This window comes from Actinomadura sp. 6K520, assembly GCF_004349245.1.
GTDB lineage: Bacteria > Actinomycetota > Actinomycetes > Streptosporangiales > Streptosporangiaceae > Spirillospora.
The window spans coordinates 1-13,770 of sequence record NZ_SMLC01000013.1 but is presented as its reverse complement, the minus strand read 5'-3'; the positions used below and the strand labels follow the sequence as shown (position 1 = coordinate 13,770).

The following is a 13,770-nucleotide window of genomic DNA, read 5'->3' as shown; positions in this document are numbered from 1 at the left end:
AGGTGAAGAGGCGGATCGTGCGCCGCATCCAGCAGGACCAGTCCGAAAGGCAGCGAAGAGTCAACGGGTTGTGAAGGGCGGAGAAGTCACGTCTTGGCGCCTGCCGGTGAGGCGGGGCGTGGCGCTCAGGTGTCCGTCCGGATGCGGCGCTGGTGCAGGGCGTTCTCGTAGGCGGCGCGTTCGTGTGCGAGTTCTGACCAGTCGCCCGGAGCTTCGGCGACTTTGAAGCAGTCCTCGCCGGTGAGATCCCAGACCTCCGACTCCACCCAGGTCAGATGCCGGTACTTGCGCGGGGCCATGGACTGGGAGCCAAAGTCCCAGCCGACCGCCGACACCGGCCGTCCCGAGAACTGCTCGCGGGCCCGCTCGGCGTAGCGGGTCCGCGTGACCGTGTCGGGATGGAGGAACGACAGGTCGAAGCCGTTGTCTCCCAGGCCGAAAGCTGCGAGGCCGTACAGGAACGTCGCCTCGATGTCCCGGTTACTGCAGAACTCGGCGATTCTTGTGGCGCCCACGAGGGTCCCCGCGTAGGAGATGACGAAGACGCGTCGGAGCGGGTGGACGTCCAGGAAGCGGCGCAGCGCGGTGATGATCGTCTCGCCGGACGCGACGGTGTCGCCGATGAGCAGGGTTTCTGCCGGCGCCTCGAAGCAGCAGTACGGCACCTCGATGCGGGCGGTGTCGTGGGCGACCGCCGTTCGCGACGTGGCGATCAGGTTGGTGGGCAGGTTATGGCCCGTCTCCGCGGAGACGGCCTCCGCGAGCTGGTAGGTGAGGCCCTTGCTCAGTATCACCAGTTCGGCCGCCTCCTCGGGCCGGTACTCGTCGGCCAGATGGGCGATGAACCACCGGCTGGAACGGAGGCAGGCCGCGCGGAACCCGGTGCCCATGAGGTTGCGATCGAAGAGCAGGTCCTCAAGGGCGTCGTTGTGGACGAGATAGAGCCGTAGGTCGTCCCTGACGAGTTCCGCGCTGCTCCGTTCCAGCTCGGTGATCAACGGTCAGCGTCCTCTGGCCGACGAAGGCTCATGTAGGCGCTCCAGGGCGGCCAGCATGGGCGGGTCACCGGGCAGGACGTTGTCGCGGTACTCCGTGATGGCTTCGTCGAGCCAGTGGGGCATGTGGTGAACATCGCGAGCCTTCTGCGATGCCAGCTCTGGGAGCAGTTCCCCGGCGCGGACGAAGTCGTCGACGACTGCGGAGGCCAGCGCGGCCACGTGCGGGTGCACGTAGTCGCGGACGAGGACGCCGCGGTATTCGAGCTCGTCTGTCCGGTACTTGGAGTTGCGCGGGGCGACGACGATGATCGGTGTGCCGAGGAGGGCTGCGGCGGACATCTCCACCCCGATGCCGATACCGCGCCGCTCCCGGGCGTCCACGACGACCGTCGTCGCGACCATCACCTGGTACATGTCGCGGCCGAACTGCCCGAGCGTGTTGGACGGGTCGGTGATGGGGTCGTCCGGGTTCAGGAACACGACCTCGTGAGGTGCGGCGCCTTTCGCGACCTCCAGCCGCTCGATGTCGGACCAGCAGAGTTTCTTCTCGTCCGCCGCGCCCTTCATGATGGAGCCGGAGCAGTATATGGATATGGTCATCGATCGTCTCTCCATGTCGTCCTGCCATTGAACGTGAAATCGGCCATGGTGCCGGCCACGGCCTGCACGTTCGACTTCGCCTCGGCATAGGTGCCGGCGAGCCTGAATCCGCGTGATCCGCGTGATCCGCGTACCGCAAGAACGGCGATCCGCAGCGCGTCGAAGGAGGTTTCGTCGTAAGCCCGGTCGATGACGAGTCCGAACGCGGGCAGGGAGCGCAGCCGCAGCAGTTCGTCCCACTCGGCGATGCGGTGGACGAAATCCGCGATACCGAGCCAGTGCAACACCATGTCGAGCCGCCGTGCCGAGAGGAGCCTGCCGTCCATGTCCGGTGACCTGCGGCTCAGCCCGCAGGTCAGTTCGCCTGCGGGGAGGTCCGCAAGGACGGCGGCATCTAGGTCGAGGAGATAGCTGCGCAGGTAGGCGCGGGAAAGGAAGAAGGCGAGGGAGGTGCTTTCGGCGGGTGATAGAGGCACGGGCAGGGTCCGTTCTACGAACCGCGCGATGAACGCTTGGCCCTCCAGCCGTTCGGGGGTCCGCGCGAGGAGCCGTTCGGCGCGTCCCCCCGGCCGGGGCCATCTGCGTGCGGTTCCACGCGCGATGCGGTGCAGCTCGCCGCCGGGCTGCAGAGCCGCCCGCCACAATTCGCCGATTCCGGCCGCCGTTCCGCCGCCATGGCGAGGAGCCCAGCGGAAATCGGGATCGGCGCAGATTCCCCGCAATCCGGCGTGACGGTAGGGGTTGTGCCGGTCCCGGCGGTACTCGTGGACTTTCATCTCCCGGTAGTCGGCGAGGTCGGAGACCGGGGCCACATAGCGTAGGGCGCCCGCCCGTACCAGCGGCTCCACGCAGCCAAGGAAAATCGGATACCAGGGGATCTCGAAGATGTAGGACGCGGGGATGAGGAGGTGACGTTCGGTCAGGAGCAGGGCCAGCCGTGTGGCGTCCAATGCCCGGGCCAGCGTGAGCGCCGCGTGCCTTTCGCCGACGTCTATGCCGTGACACGCCAGGATTTCCGGATTCGTGTATTGAACGAATAAGGGTCGTTCGCGCTTGAAGGCCGTTGCTGCGGCAAGGGGCGACTGCGATGTGCTTCCCAGCACCGCGGTGACGTAGATGTCCCGGGCCGCGACGAACGCGTCGCGTCTAGCCCACACCTGCTGGCTGGGAGCCGGACGTTCCAGCTCTTCACCCATCGTCGTCCAAGGTCAGGGAGATGTGCTGGTCACGGCCCGCGATGAAGGTGTTCCGCCCGGCGGTGATGTTCTGCACGACGTGGACCGTGTCCGCGTCCGGCAATGCCTCTCGGATGTGCAGGACGAAGTCCTGGAGTTCGGCCGAGGCATCCAGGTGCTCGGCGAGGAATGCCGTCAGCAGCGCCGCCCATCTCGCCTGCTCGGCCGCCATGGCCGCCTGTTCCGGCGGGGAACTCCGGCTGACCCTGCCCGCGGACTCCTCGAGTTCCCGGGTCAGGTCCGCCTCGGCGGTATGCGCGCCGCGCCCGACGATCCGTGCGAGCCGGGTCCTCGCGGTGGCCCAGAAGTCGGTCGTCATGGCATCCACGAGGGCCGCCGCAACCGCCCCGGCGAGCCCTGCCAGCGCGGGATCCATGTCGCTGTACCTTGCCGATCTGTTGCGGTCGCCCGTGTCCCTTATTCAGGCCTCATTATGGGACGGTAATCGCGGATCTTCCAGGGTTATCGCGTACCGGGAAGGTCGCGGGCAGGGAACACGCAACTTCATTTCGGTCATAAATAGCAAGGTTTCGGATGTATCGCACAGACCGTAACCCGAACGTGTTCGCGTTGTGCTTGCCGTGCCTGCCGAAACGGGCGGGTGCAGACCCGTCTGCTTTCGGAGTTCTGTCCATAAATACGAGGACTCGCAGGTGTGTCACGTTCCCGGCAGAGACGCAGATCACGGCCCGGGAATTCTCAAAGAATCGGCTTTTCGGTGATTCTCTCGCAGAGAGCCTCGGGGTGGCCGACATCGGTCGCGCGGATGCCTCTGGGGGCCGGACGCGGCGAGAGTGTCGGCGGGGTGTGCTTGTGTAGCGTGTACACGGCATTTGAGCGGTCGGAGGCGCGGAGTGGATGAGGATGACGGCGGGCTGTTCCCGCAGCCGGGGGACGTGCAACTCACGCTGCTGAAGGGGAAGGACGCCGTGGCCAGGCCGCCGCTGGACGTTCCGCAGACGTTCTCCGACGGCGGGTCGTTCGAGGTGCGGGACGAGTTGGAGGAACTCGTCCGGCGTGACCTGCTAGGCCCCTGGGACGGCCCGACGGAGGAGTTCAAGCCCAAGGCGATGGGCCCGCGCGAGCGGTACCTCGTCGGGATGCTGGGGCCGAAGCACTCGCCGGCGTCCGCGATCGAGAGCGCCGGCGAGATGCCCGACACCGAGGCCGGGGTCGCCGGAGACGCGACCGAAGGGACGATGCCCGAGGTCGTCAGCCCGCAGACGCTCGGCAAGATCTGGGCCTCCTCGATGGGCCTGTCGTTCTGCGTCCCCGCCGATGTGGACGCCGTCGTCGTCACGGCGTCCTGGGGCAGCTACGACCAGCACGAGCAGGAAGGCGAGGACGGCAAGAAGCACCGGATCTGGGCCCGCAAGCCGGTCACGCGCGAGAAGGAGGTGCGGCTCGACGCGGAGGAGTCCTACAAGATCCCGCTGACGGGGGAGCATGACGAGGCGCCCGGTGTGCTGCTGAGCGTGAACGTCCGGCCGCGGGACGGCATGCGCGTCGTGGAGATCGCCCTCGTCAACCAGCAGATCGAGCCGACCAGTAACAAGGACACCGCCTGGCTGTTCCAGCCGGAGCTGATCGTGACGGCGCTCGACGGAGCGAAGGCCGTCTTCCTCCCGGTGGACGATCCCGCCGATGATCTCGCGGCGGTCGGAGACGACGCCGAGGAGACGCATCTCCGGCTGCTCTACCGGAGCGAGCGCCGCTACGCCGCCGGACGCAACGTCGCCGTCCACGCGGACGTGGCGCCCGACGCGCGGGTAGCGCACCGGCTGACCACGACGTGGCTGCCCGTCCACGAGGTGCCCGCGACGATCGCCCCGACCGGGCCCGGCACCGCGCTGGAGCATGTCGAGTTGTCGATGGACGCCCTGGCCGAGGCGACCCCCGCGCAGCTCCAGCAGGGCCTGCGACCGCTGGTCGACGGCTACAACGCCTGGCTAAAGGCACGGGAGACGGAGATCCCGGCGCTCCCGGAGGCGCTGAAGGGCGCCGCCCGCAAGGCCGTCCACGAGGCCCGAAGAGCGGCGAACCGCATCGCCGCCGGGGTGCGGCTGCTCTCCGACGAGAACAGCCCCCGGCACCGCGAGGCCCTGGACGCGTTCCACTTCGCCAACAAGGCCATGGCCCTGCAGCGCCGCCACACCGCGATCACGCCGAAGCGGGAAGAAGGCCTCACCTACGACGAGGCGCTGCAGAGCATCAACGGCCAAGGCCCGAAGGCCGCCAGCTGGCGGCCCTTCCAGCTCGCGTTCGTCCTGCTCAACCTGCCGTCGCTGACCGACCCGGCGCACCCCGAGCGGTCCGCCGACCACACCGCCCTCGCCGACCTGCTGTTCTTCCCGACCGGCGGCGGCAAGACGGAGGCGTACCTCGGCCTGACCGCCTACACGTTCGCGATCCGCAGGCTGCAGGGCACGTTCGGCACCGCCGAGGAGGCCCGCGACGGGATGGCGGGCGTCGCGGTCCTCATGCGCTACACGCTCAGGCTGCTCACCGCCCAGCAGTTCCAGCGTGCCGCCGCGCTGGTGTGCGCCGCCGAGATCATCCGCCGAGAGGATCCCACCACCTGGGGGGACGAGCGATTCCGCATCGGCCTGTGGGTCGGCGCGGGCGTGTCGCCCAACTGGTTCGAGGACGCCAAGAACCAGGTCATCGAGGCGCGTGACCAGGGGAGCGGTCACCGCGCCAACGTCCTGCAGACCCTCGCCTGCCCGTGGTGCGGCGAGGAGCTGAAGGCCGAACGCGACCTGCACATCGACGAGGAGCGGCGTCGCATCCTGCTCTACTGCCCGCGCGGTGAAGGCGACGCGTGCCCGTTCTCCCGCAAGGTCAGCAGGGACGATGGACTGCCGATCCTGACGGTCGACGAGGAGATCTACCGGTACGCGCCGAGCCTCGTCATCGCCACGGTCGACAAGCTCGCCCAGCTCCCCTGGAGAGGCTTCGCCGGCATCCTCTTCGGACGCGCGCGCAGCCGCTGCGACAGGCACGGCTTCCGCCACGACGACCTGGACGAGAAGACGGGCTGCAGGAACAAGCACAACGAGAAGGGCCGCCTTCCGGCCGTCACCGCGAGACCGGTCGTCCGCCTGCGTCCGCCCGACCTCGTCATCCAGGACGAGCTGCACCTCATCTCCGGCGCGCTCGGTACGACGGTCGGGCTGTTCGAGGCGGCCGTGGCCGAGTTGTCGTCCTGGCTCTACCGGGGGCAGCGCACCGGGCCCAAGATCGTCGCTTCGACCGCGACCACCAAGCGGGCCCGCGAGCAGGTCTGCGGGGTGTTCGGCAGGGACCTGGCGGTGTTCCCGCCGCAGGTCATCGATGTCGCCGACACGTTCTTCTCCCGCCAGGAGCCCGTCACCCCCGAGACGCCCGGGCGCCGGTACATGGGCATCTGCGCGCACGGCGTCCGCATCAAGTCCGCGGAGATCCGGCTGTCCGAGATCCTGCTGCTGGCCGGGCAGACGCTCTTCGACAAGTACGGCGAGCCCGCCGACCCGTACATGACGATGGTCGGCTACTTCAACGCCACCCGCGAACTCGCCGGCATGCGCCGCTACCTGGACGACGACGTCACGACTCGCGTGCGCCGCCACGGCACGGCCAAGGGCCTGTCGGACCGCATCGTCCAGCGCGGAGGGATGCTCACCATCCAGGAACTGACGTCCCGCATCTCGTCCGGCGACATCAGCGACGTGCTCAAACGGCTTGAGCACGGCTTCGAGCCGGACCTCGACACCTCGCACCGCCGCGTCGAGGCGGCCGCCGAAATGGCCCGGCACCTGAAGGAGCAGCGGGAGTCGAAGAACAAGGGCAAGGCCGCGCGTCCGCATCCGCTGGCCGACCGCTTCTACGAACGCCGGAAGGCCGATCTCCAGCCGGTGGACGTGGTGCTCGCGACGTCGATGCTCCAGGTGGGCGTGGACGTGTCCCGTTTCGGCCTGATGGTGATGGTCGGCCAGCCGAAGAACACCGCGGAGTACATCCAGGCATCGTCGCGCGTCGGCCGTGACGCCGAGCGGCCCGGTCTCGTCCTCACCCTCTACAACTGGTCCCGTCCCCGCGACCTCGCCCACTACGAGGACTTCGAGCACTACCACTCCACCTTCTACCGGCAGGTGGAGGCGCTGTCCGTCACGCCCTACACGCGCAGGTCCCTCGACCGCGGCACCGCGGGCGCGCTCGTCGCCGCGGTGCGGCACGCGGCCGGCGACTTCTCGAACAACCCCGACGCGATCGAAGTCGACCGGTCCGATCCGCGCGTCCAGGGCATCGTCGACCGGATGCTCGCCCGCGCCGAAGCCGTCGCGGGCACCCGCGGACGCCAGTACCTCGACGAACGCATCCAGGTCGTCCTGGACGCATGGGAGAGGGCGAAGGACAGCGGCTCGGCGAGACTCGGCTACGACGACGGCACCTGGAACAAGCAGACGATCAAGGGGCTCCTCCAGCGGGCCGGGAACGGCCGGTGGGAGACGATGACCGTCGGCATGTCCATGCGGGAGACCGAGAACGAGATCAACCTGCTCTTCCCGGGCAACGAAGGCATCTTCCACCCCACCTACAACGAGCCCGAGTGGTCGTTCGGCGCGCCCGCGGAGGCGGACGACGACGCACCCGAAGGCGACGAACTCGGCCAGTCCACGCTCGACAACGCGGGCGCCTCCGCCACCGCCCCGACCGCCAGGGAGGCACGATGACAGAGCAGGCGTACTACCGCCGCCGCGTGGGCAGCGTCCGCCCGAGCCACCTGATGTTCACCGGCGGCGTCGGAGCCCTGGTCGACCTGCCGAACTTCTCGGTCCTGGTCAAAGGCGTGGACGACTGGAGCCATCAGGGACTCCCCGAGGCGCTGCCGATCGCCGAGCCGCGGCTGCTCGCCGCCGTCCAGCAGAGCATTGGCAAGAGCGTCCAGAAGCTCATGCCCGCCCCCTGGATGGAGGGCCTCGACAAGGACCCGGTCGGTCCCGCATCCAGGGTCGGCGTGCCTGTGGCGCCGTTTCCGAGCTGGTTCCGCTGCACCGCGTGCAACGAGCTGGGCGGCCTCGACTCGGGCATCTTCGGGTTCGAGAACTCCAAGCCCCGCAAGCCGCACGAGGCCCGTTTCTTCCACGACAAGTGCAAGAAGCGCAAACCGCTGGCGGTCGCGGCGAGATTCGTGCTGACCTGCACGAACGGACACCTGGACGAGTTCCCCTACAGCCACTTCGTGCACCGCGGCGGGACCTGCGCGAAGGCTAGCCATCCCCGGCTGCGCATGGACGACAGGGGCGGCAACCTCGGTGCCAACGTCGAGATCAAGTGCGTCAACTGCGGGGAGCGCCGCAATATCCGTGACGCGCAGGGCAAACGGGGGGAGGAGAACCTTCCCGGCTGTCGAGGCCGCCACCCCCACCTTGCCGTGTTCGACGGGAAGTGCGATGTGCCACCGAAACTGCTGGTCGTCGGTGCGTCCAACCAGTGGTTCGCCAAGACCCTGGCGGCGCTGGCGGTTCCGCAGTCGGGCGCGAGCGCGCTGGACGCAAAGGTCGAGCAGCACTGGGGAGCCATCGAGGGGCTTCCTACGGCGATGTACGCGTGGGCGCGGGAGAACGCGCCCGCCTTCAAGGAACTCGACGAATGGAGCGACGACGAGATCGCCGAAGCCGTCGGCAGGCACCGCGCCAAGCTCGCGGGAGCCAGCGACGCCGACGCCTCCAGCGGCCGGAACCCCGACCTGCGCACCGCCGAATGGGAGGTGTTCTCCGCCGCCAAGCTGCCCGACCCGACCTCCGACTTCACCCTCCGCCGCGCCTTCCAGGCGGTGCCGGACGAGCTGACCGAAATCTACGACGACGTCGTCCAGGCCGAGCGGCTCCGGGAGGTCCGGGCGCTGATCGGCTTCACCCGCCTCGACGCCCCCGACCCCGAGGATCCCGACCTCGTCAAGCTCGTCGGGCTCTCCCGCTCCAGGCCGTCCTGGGTGCCGGCGAGCGAGGTCCGCGGGGAAGGGATCTTCCTCCGGGTACCGGAAGGACTGCTCCAGGACTGGGAGGAGCGCGTCGCGAAATCGGAGGCGCTGCGCCTGCACCGCGAGGCGTATGCGCGGCACCGCAGGAACCGCTACTCCGACCGCATCGCCTCCATGTCGGACTTCGACGAGATGGCGCACTGGCCCGGAGCCCGCTTCATCGCGCTGCACACCCTGTCCCACCTGCTGATCCGCACGATCTCCCTCGAATGCGGCTACAGCTCGGCGAGCCTGTCGGAACGCATCTACTCCGGCACCGACGACGATCCGCACCGCAGCGGCATCCTCATCTACACCGCCGTCCCCGACGCGGAGGGCACGCTCGGCGGTCTCGTCTCCCTCGCCGAACCCGAACAGCTTGTCCGGCTGACACGGCGTGCCCTCGCCGACGCGCGGCACTGCTCGTCCGACCCGCTGTGCGCCGAGCGCCTCCCGCAGGTGCCCGCCGACTTCCTGCACGGCGCCGCCTGCCACGTCTGCCTGTTCGTGTCGGAGACGACCTGCGAACGCGGCAACAAGTTCCTCGACCGGCGCTTCGTCGTGCCCGTCGACGACGGCGACCTCGCTCTCTGCCCGGAGCTGCCGTGAAGGCGCGGCCGGGGGCGGGGCAGCGGACCCGGCCTCGCGGGCCGATCAACGGCGCCACGGCGGTGCGCGCATGACCGGGGTCGACGATGACGACGACGCGGACCTGACGCCCCTCGACCGGTTCGAGCGGGACGCCCGCGAGGCCGCCATGCGGATCGACCCGGACGGTCTCCGCGCCCTGGCCAGGAAGTTCGACTGGCATCCGTCGTCCTACGCCGTCCGGGCGTGCGTGCCCGGCTTCGAGGACCAGGCGGACGCGCTCATGGCCGCCTCTCAGCAGGAAGATCTCACCTACGGGGCGGTCGCGGCGTACCTGCGCGGTGTCGCGGCAGCGAAGGAGGAGGCGTCGGCGCGGGTGGAGTCGGTCTGGAGCGGGCCGACCAGCCACGCGGTGCCGGTGCGGTCCACTGCCCAGGTGCTGTCCCAGCTCATCGGGCGCGCCCGGCACGAGCTGCTCTTGATGACGTACTCCGCGAAGCCCCACCGGCCCCTGCGGGACGTGCTCGCCGCCGCCACCGCCCGCAAGGTGGTGGTCAGGGTCGTCGTGGAGACGCTGCAGGGCGCGGGGAGCGCGATCTCCGGCGAGGAGCCCGCCGCCGCGTTCCGCGGGCTCGGCGTGGAACTGTGGCACTGGCCAGTGAACCGCCGTCCCGACGACAAGGGCCTCATGCACGCGAAGATCGCCGTGGCGGACCGCAGGGAACTCCTCGTGTCGAGTGCGAACCTCACCCAGTCCGGCGTGCGGGACAACATCGAGGCCGGGCTTCTCGTCCACGGCGGTACCGCCCCCGAACGCGCGGCCGAGCACTTCGACGCCCTCCGCTCGGTGGGCCACCTGGAACGCCTGTGACCCGCCCCGATACCGGCCCGGAAGAGGGTGCGGCACTCGTCAGTGCGGCCGACATAGCGCGGCTCACGGGGCTCGGGCGGGCGGCCGTGTCGAACTGGCGGCGTCGCCACGACGACTTTCCGCAGCCCGCCGGCGGCACTGCCAACAGCCCGTTGTTCGCACTGCCGGACGTGGAGAAATGGCTGGCCGACCAGGGCAGGCCCCTGACGCTGACCCCTGAGGAACGACTGTGGCAGCTGCTGCGCGCCACGACCGACGACCTCCGGCTGGGTGAGGTCGTCGGTGAGCTCGGCAGCGGCGTCTTCATGCGGGAAGGCGGCGCCGCCGCCTTGCCCGAACACCTCGCCTCAGCGGCACGGGAGCTCCGCGAATACCGCGGCGCAGAGACGTTCGAGTACCTCGTGCGTCGTCTCGTCGAGGCGCATGCGCGGCGCGTCGTCCCCACACCGCCGGACACGGCATCGCTCATGGCACGCCTCGTCCGGACGGACCGCGGGAGGGTGTACGACCCGGCGTGCGGGATCGGAAACCTTCTCATGGCGGCCCGGGAGCGCGGCGCGTCCGCACTCGCCGGGCAGGACCGGGAGCCGTACGGCACCGACATCGCCCGAACCCGCCTCCGGCTGAACGGCGGTGGCGACGTGCGGATCGTCCAGGGCGATAGCCTCACCGCCGACGGCTTCACCGGCGACCGGTTCGACGCCGCGCTGTGCGACCCGCCTTTCGGCGACCGGGCATGGGGCTATGACGACCTGGCCGACGACGCCCGCTGGATGCACGGGCTCCCACCGCGCGGCGAACCGGAACTGGCGTGGGTGCAGCACGTCCTGTGGCATCTGCGACCCGGCGGGGAGGCGGCGGTCCTGATACCGGCGGCCGCCGCCGACCGCCGCCCGGGCCGCCGCATCCGCGCCGCCCTCCTGCGGACCGGCTCGCTCCGCGCGGTGCTGGCAATGCCCGCCGGTGCGGCGGGCGGGTCGGCTGCCGCGCCGCATCTGTGGCTGCTGCGCCGGCCAGCGGATGGCGACCCGCCGCCCAAGCACGTGCTGATGCTGGACGCCGCTCACCTTCAGGCCGAGGCGGTGGTCGCCGAAACGGCGCGCTACCTCCGCGGAGACGCACACCCGGACGCCGGCCGCACCGTCCCGCTGATCGACCTGCTGGACGACACGGTCGACCTCACCCCGGCCCGCCACCTGCGCGCCGGCGCCGACATCAGGGCCGGGTTCGAGAAGGCCCGCGCCCGGTTCCGCGACCGGCTGGCCGCCGTCAACGCCCTTGCCGACGAGTTGGGGCCGCTGGCCGAAGCGGCGGACCACGGCAAGGTGACGGTCGCCGAACTCATCCAGAACGGAGCGATCGACATACTGAACCCGCCCCTCGACATGGAACTCGGCACCGGTGACGTCCCCGTCCTGACCAGCAAGGACATCGCCCTGGGGCGCGGCCCCTCCGCCCGGACGGTCCGCGCCCCCGGCTTGCTGATGCTCCGCCCCGGTGATGTTGCCGTCACCCAGGCCGACCGGCGGTCCCGCCCGCAGGTGATCGACGCCGAAGGCGTCGCCGCCGGGCCGCAGGTGCAGGTGTTCCGCGCAGACCGGAGCCGGTACGCCCCGCACTTCCTGGCCTGCGCACTGGACGCCGCCGCGCTGGTCCGCGCCGCGTCCGCCTCCTCTCGCAGCGACATCCGCCGGACTCCCATCCCGAACCTCCCGATCGAGGCACAGCACTCCTACGGCGCCGCTTACCGTCGTCTCGCGGAACTGTCCCGGGCGTTGGGGGAACTCGCCGATGCCGGGGAGGACACGGCCGCCCTCGGGATCGAGGGACTGGGTGGTGGCGGCCTCCGCCCGGACGGTTAAATGTCAGCGTGACGACCATCGCCGGCCGCTACGCGTTGGACCCCGTCCACATCGGCAAGGGCGGGATGGGCGAGGTCTGGGGCGCCACGGACACCCGGCTGCGCCGCCGCGTCGCGGTCAAGTTCGTCCGGTTCGGGGACGAGCCCGAGCTGGTCAGGCGGTTCGTCCGGGAGTCGCAGCTGACCGCGCGCATGGGCCACCCGGGTGTGCCGGTCCTCCACGACGCCGACAAGGTCGCGGGCGGCCCGTTCGACGGGCGCCTCTACCTCGTCATGGAGCTCGTCGACGGCGTCAACGTCGACGACCTGGTCGCCGAGCACGATCCGCTCCCGGTCGGCTGGGCCGCGGCGATCGCCGCGCAGGTCTGCGCCGTCCTCAGCTACGCGCACGCCAAATCCTTCATCCACCGGGATCTGAAACCCAGCAACCTGATGGTCGACAAGGACGGCGCCGTCAAGGTCCTGGACTTCGGTCTCGCCGTCGCACTGGACGCCGATGAGCGCTCCCGGCTCACCAGCACGGACCAGTTGCTCGGCACGCTCGCCTACATGGCGCCCGAGCAGTTCCGCGGGCAGTACAGCCCCGCCAGTGACCTGTACGCCCTCGGCTGCGTGCTCTACCAGATGCTCAGCGGCCGGAGCCCATTCCAAGGCCCCGACCACGTCTCCCTCATGCACGCCCACATCTACGAGAAGCCCGAACCGCTGGGACGGCTCCGCCCCGATGTCCCGGCCGACCTGGAAGCCCTCGTACAGCGGCTTCTGGCGAAAGCCCCCGAGTCCCGTCCCGCATCCGCCGACGAGGTCTTCGACGCCCTGCATCCGCACACCGCCGGCCTGCGGGAGCTCCCGGGAGCCGTCCGCGCGGGCCGCAGCGCCCTGCGCATGTACGCCGACATCGCCGGTCGGCCCCTCGCCGCCTACGACGCCCCGGTAGCGTCCCCGCCTCCCGAGGCTCCGCCGCCACCCTCCGACTCCTTCAGTCTCGGCGACGTGGCCCGGGCCCGCCGTCGCGCCGAACGCCTTATGCGCGAGTCCCGCTTCGACGAAGCGGTGCGCACGCTGAGCCGGACATCCGCCCGTGCCGAGAGCGTCCTCGGAGACGCCCACCCGGAGGCGGTCGCGCTCCGGATGGACCTCGCGGACGTCCTGTTCAAGGCCGGTGACTATCCCGCATCGGCCTCCGCCTACCACGCACTCGCGCAGGACGCGGCCGGACGCGACGGCCAGGACAGCGAGACCGTCCTGGGGCTCCGTCTCAAGGAAGCCAACAGCCGTGCGCTCGCCGGTGAGATCGACCGGGCGCTCGCCCAGATCAAGGACCTCATCGGGGACGAGGCACGCCTGTTCGGCAAGGACGACGACAGGGTCCTGGAGCTGCGCCGCCAGCAGGGCCTCCTCCTGCACGGGGCAGGACGTACCACCGCCGCTGTCACTGTTCTGGAGGACCTTGCCTCCGACCTGGAACGTCTGCACGGCCCCGACCACCGGATGCTGGCGGCAGTTCGTGACGTACTGGTCCGTCTTGGTGGGGGTTGACCGGAGGTCCTAGGTCCATGGGACGTGGGGGTCGGGGCTCGTGGCCGATGTCTGTCTCTTATACACACCTCACGCTG

General features: G+C 70.0%; 9 protein-coding genes. 5 read left to right on the top strand and 4 right to left on the bottom strand.

From position 1 onward, the window contains the following. Nucleotides 1-125: 125 nt before the first annotated feature. From E1289_RS05940 to E1289_RS05925, 4 genes are read right to left on the bottom strand one after another with little or no spacing between them, the layout of a single operon-like run. Nucleotides 126-998, bottom strand: coding sequence for a hypothetical protein (locus E1289_RS05940; RefSeq protein ID WP_131976116.1), 873 nt, complete (start codon nucleotides 996-998; stop codon nucleotides 126-128). Nucleotides 999-1,001: 3 nt separating this feature from the next. Next, nucleotides 1,002-1,598 carry a hypothetical protein gene (locus E1289_RS05935; RefSeq protein WP_131976114.1) on the bottom strand — a complete coding sequence of 199 codons (597 nt, stop codon included), beginning with the start codon at nucleotides 1,596-1,598 and terminating at the stop codon, nucleotides 1,002-1,004. Continuing rightward, nucleotides 1,595-2,794, bottom strand: a complete 1,200-nt coding sequence (locus tag E1289_RS05930; RefSeq protein ID WP_131976112.1) for a hypothetical protein — start codon at nucleotides 2,792-2,794, stop codon at nucleotides 1,595-1,597. Before E1289_RS05930 ends, E1289_RS05935 begins: the two co-directional genes overlap by 4 nt. Continuing rightward, the gene (locus tag E1289_RS05925) at nucleotides 2,787-3,209 is read right to left on the bottom strand and encodes a hypothetical protein (protein WP_131976110.1); all 423 of its coding nucleotides are present in this window, start codon (nucleotides 3,207-3,209) and stop codon (nucleotides 2,787-2,789) included. The genes E1289_RS05930 and E1289_RS05925 overlap by 8 nt, the downstream gene beginning before the upstream one ends. 478 nt (nucleotides 3,210-3,687) lie before the next feature. On the opposite strand from E1289_RS05925, the gene drmA reads away from it, so the two are divergent. From drmA to E1289_RS05900, 5 genes are all read left to right on the top strand, one after another. Continuing rightward, nucleotides 3,688-7,545, top strand: coding sequence for a DISARM system helicase DrmA (gene drmA, locus E1289_RS05920; RefSeq protein WP_347813566.1), 3,858 nt, complete (start codon nucleotides 3,688-3,690; stop codon nucleotides 7,543-7,545). After that, the gene (locus E1289_RS05915; RefSeq protein ID WP_131976106.1) at nucleotides 7,542-9,443 is read left to right on the top strand and encodes a DUF1998 domain-containing protein; all 1,902 of its coding nucleotides are present in this window, start codon (nucleotides 7,542-7,544) and stop codon (nucleotides 9,441-9,443) included. The genes drmA and E1289_RS05915 overlap by 4 nt, the downstream gene beginning before the upstream one ends. A gap of 70 nt (nucleotides 9,444-9,513) precedes the next feature. After that, nucleotides 9,514-10,293 carry a DISARM system phospholipase D-like protein DrmC gene (gene drmC / locus E1289_RS05910; protein ID WP_243712638.1) on the top strand — a complete coding sequence of 260 codons (780 nt, stop codon included), beginning with the start codon at nucleotides 9,514-9,516 and terminating at the stop codon, nucleotides 10,291-10,293. Then, nucleotides 10,290-12,155 carry an N-6 DNA methylase gene (locus tag E1289_RS05905; protein WP_131976104.1) on the top strand — a complete coding sequence of 622 codons (1,866 nt, stop codon included), beginning with the start codon at nucleotides 10,290-10,292 and terminating at the stop codon, nucleotides 12,153-12,155. The genes drmC and E1289_RS05905 overlap by 4 nt, the downstream gene beginning before the upstream one ends. A gap of 8 nt (nucleotides 12,156-12,163) precedes the next feature. Beyond that, a complete protein-coding gene (locus E1289_RS05900) occupies nucleotides 12,164-13,693 on the top strand; it encodes a serine/threonine-protein kinase (RefSeq protein WP_243712637.1) in 1,530 nt (509 codons plus the stop codon). Nucleotides 13,694-13,770: the final 77 nt, after the last annotated feature.

What these genes read in the sequence shown, in the direction of transcription:
- E1289_RS05925 (WP_131976110.1), bottom strand. Translation starts at nt 3,209, where the DNA reads ATGGATCCCGCGCTGGCAGGGCTCGCCGGGGCGGTTGCGGCGGCCCTC.
- E1289_RS05930 (WP_131976112.1), bottom strand. Translation starts at nt 2,794, where the DNA reads ATGGGTGAAGAGCTGGAACGTCCGGCTCCCAGCCAGCAGGTGTGGGCT.
- E1289_RS05935 (WP_131976114.1), bottom strand. Translation starts at nt 1,598, where the DNA reads ATGACCATATCCATATACTGCTCCGGCTCCATCATGAAGGGCGCGGCG.
- E1289_RS05915 (WP_131976106.1), top strand. Translation starts at nt 7,542, where the DNA reads ATGACAGAGCAGGCGTACTACCGCCGCCGCGTGGGCAGCGTCCGCCCG.
- drmC (WP_243712638.1), top strand. Translation starts at nt 9,514, where the DNA reads ATGACCGGGGTCGACGATGACGACGACGCGGACCTGACGCCCCTCGAC.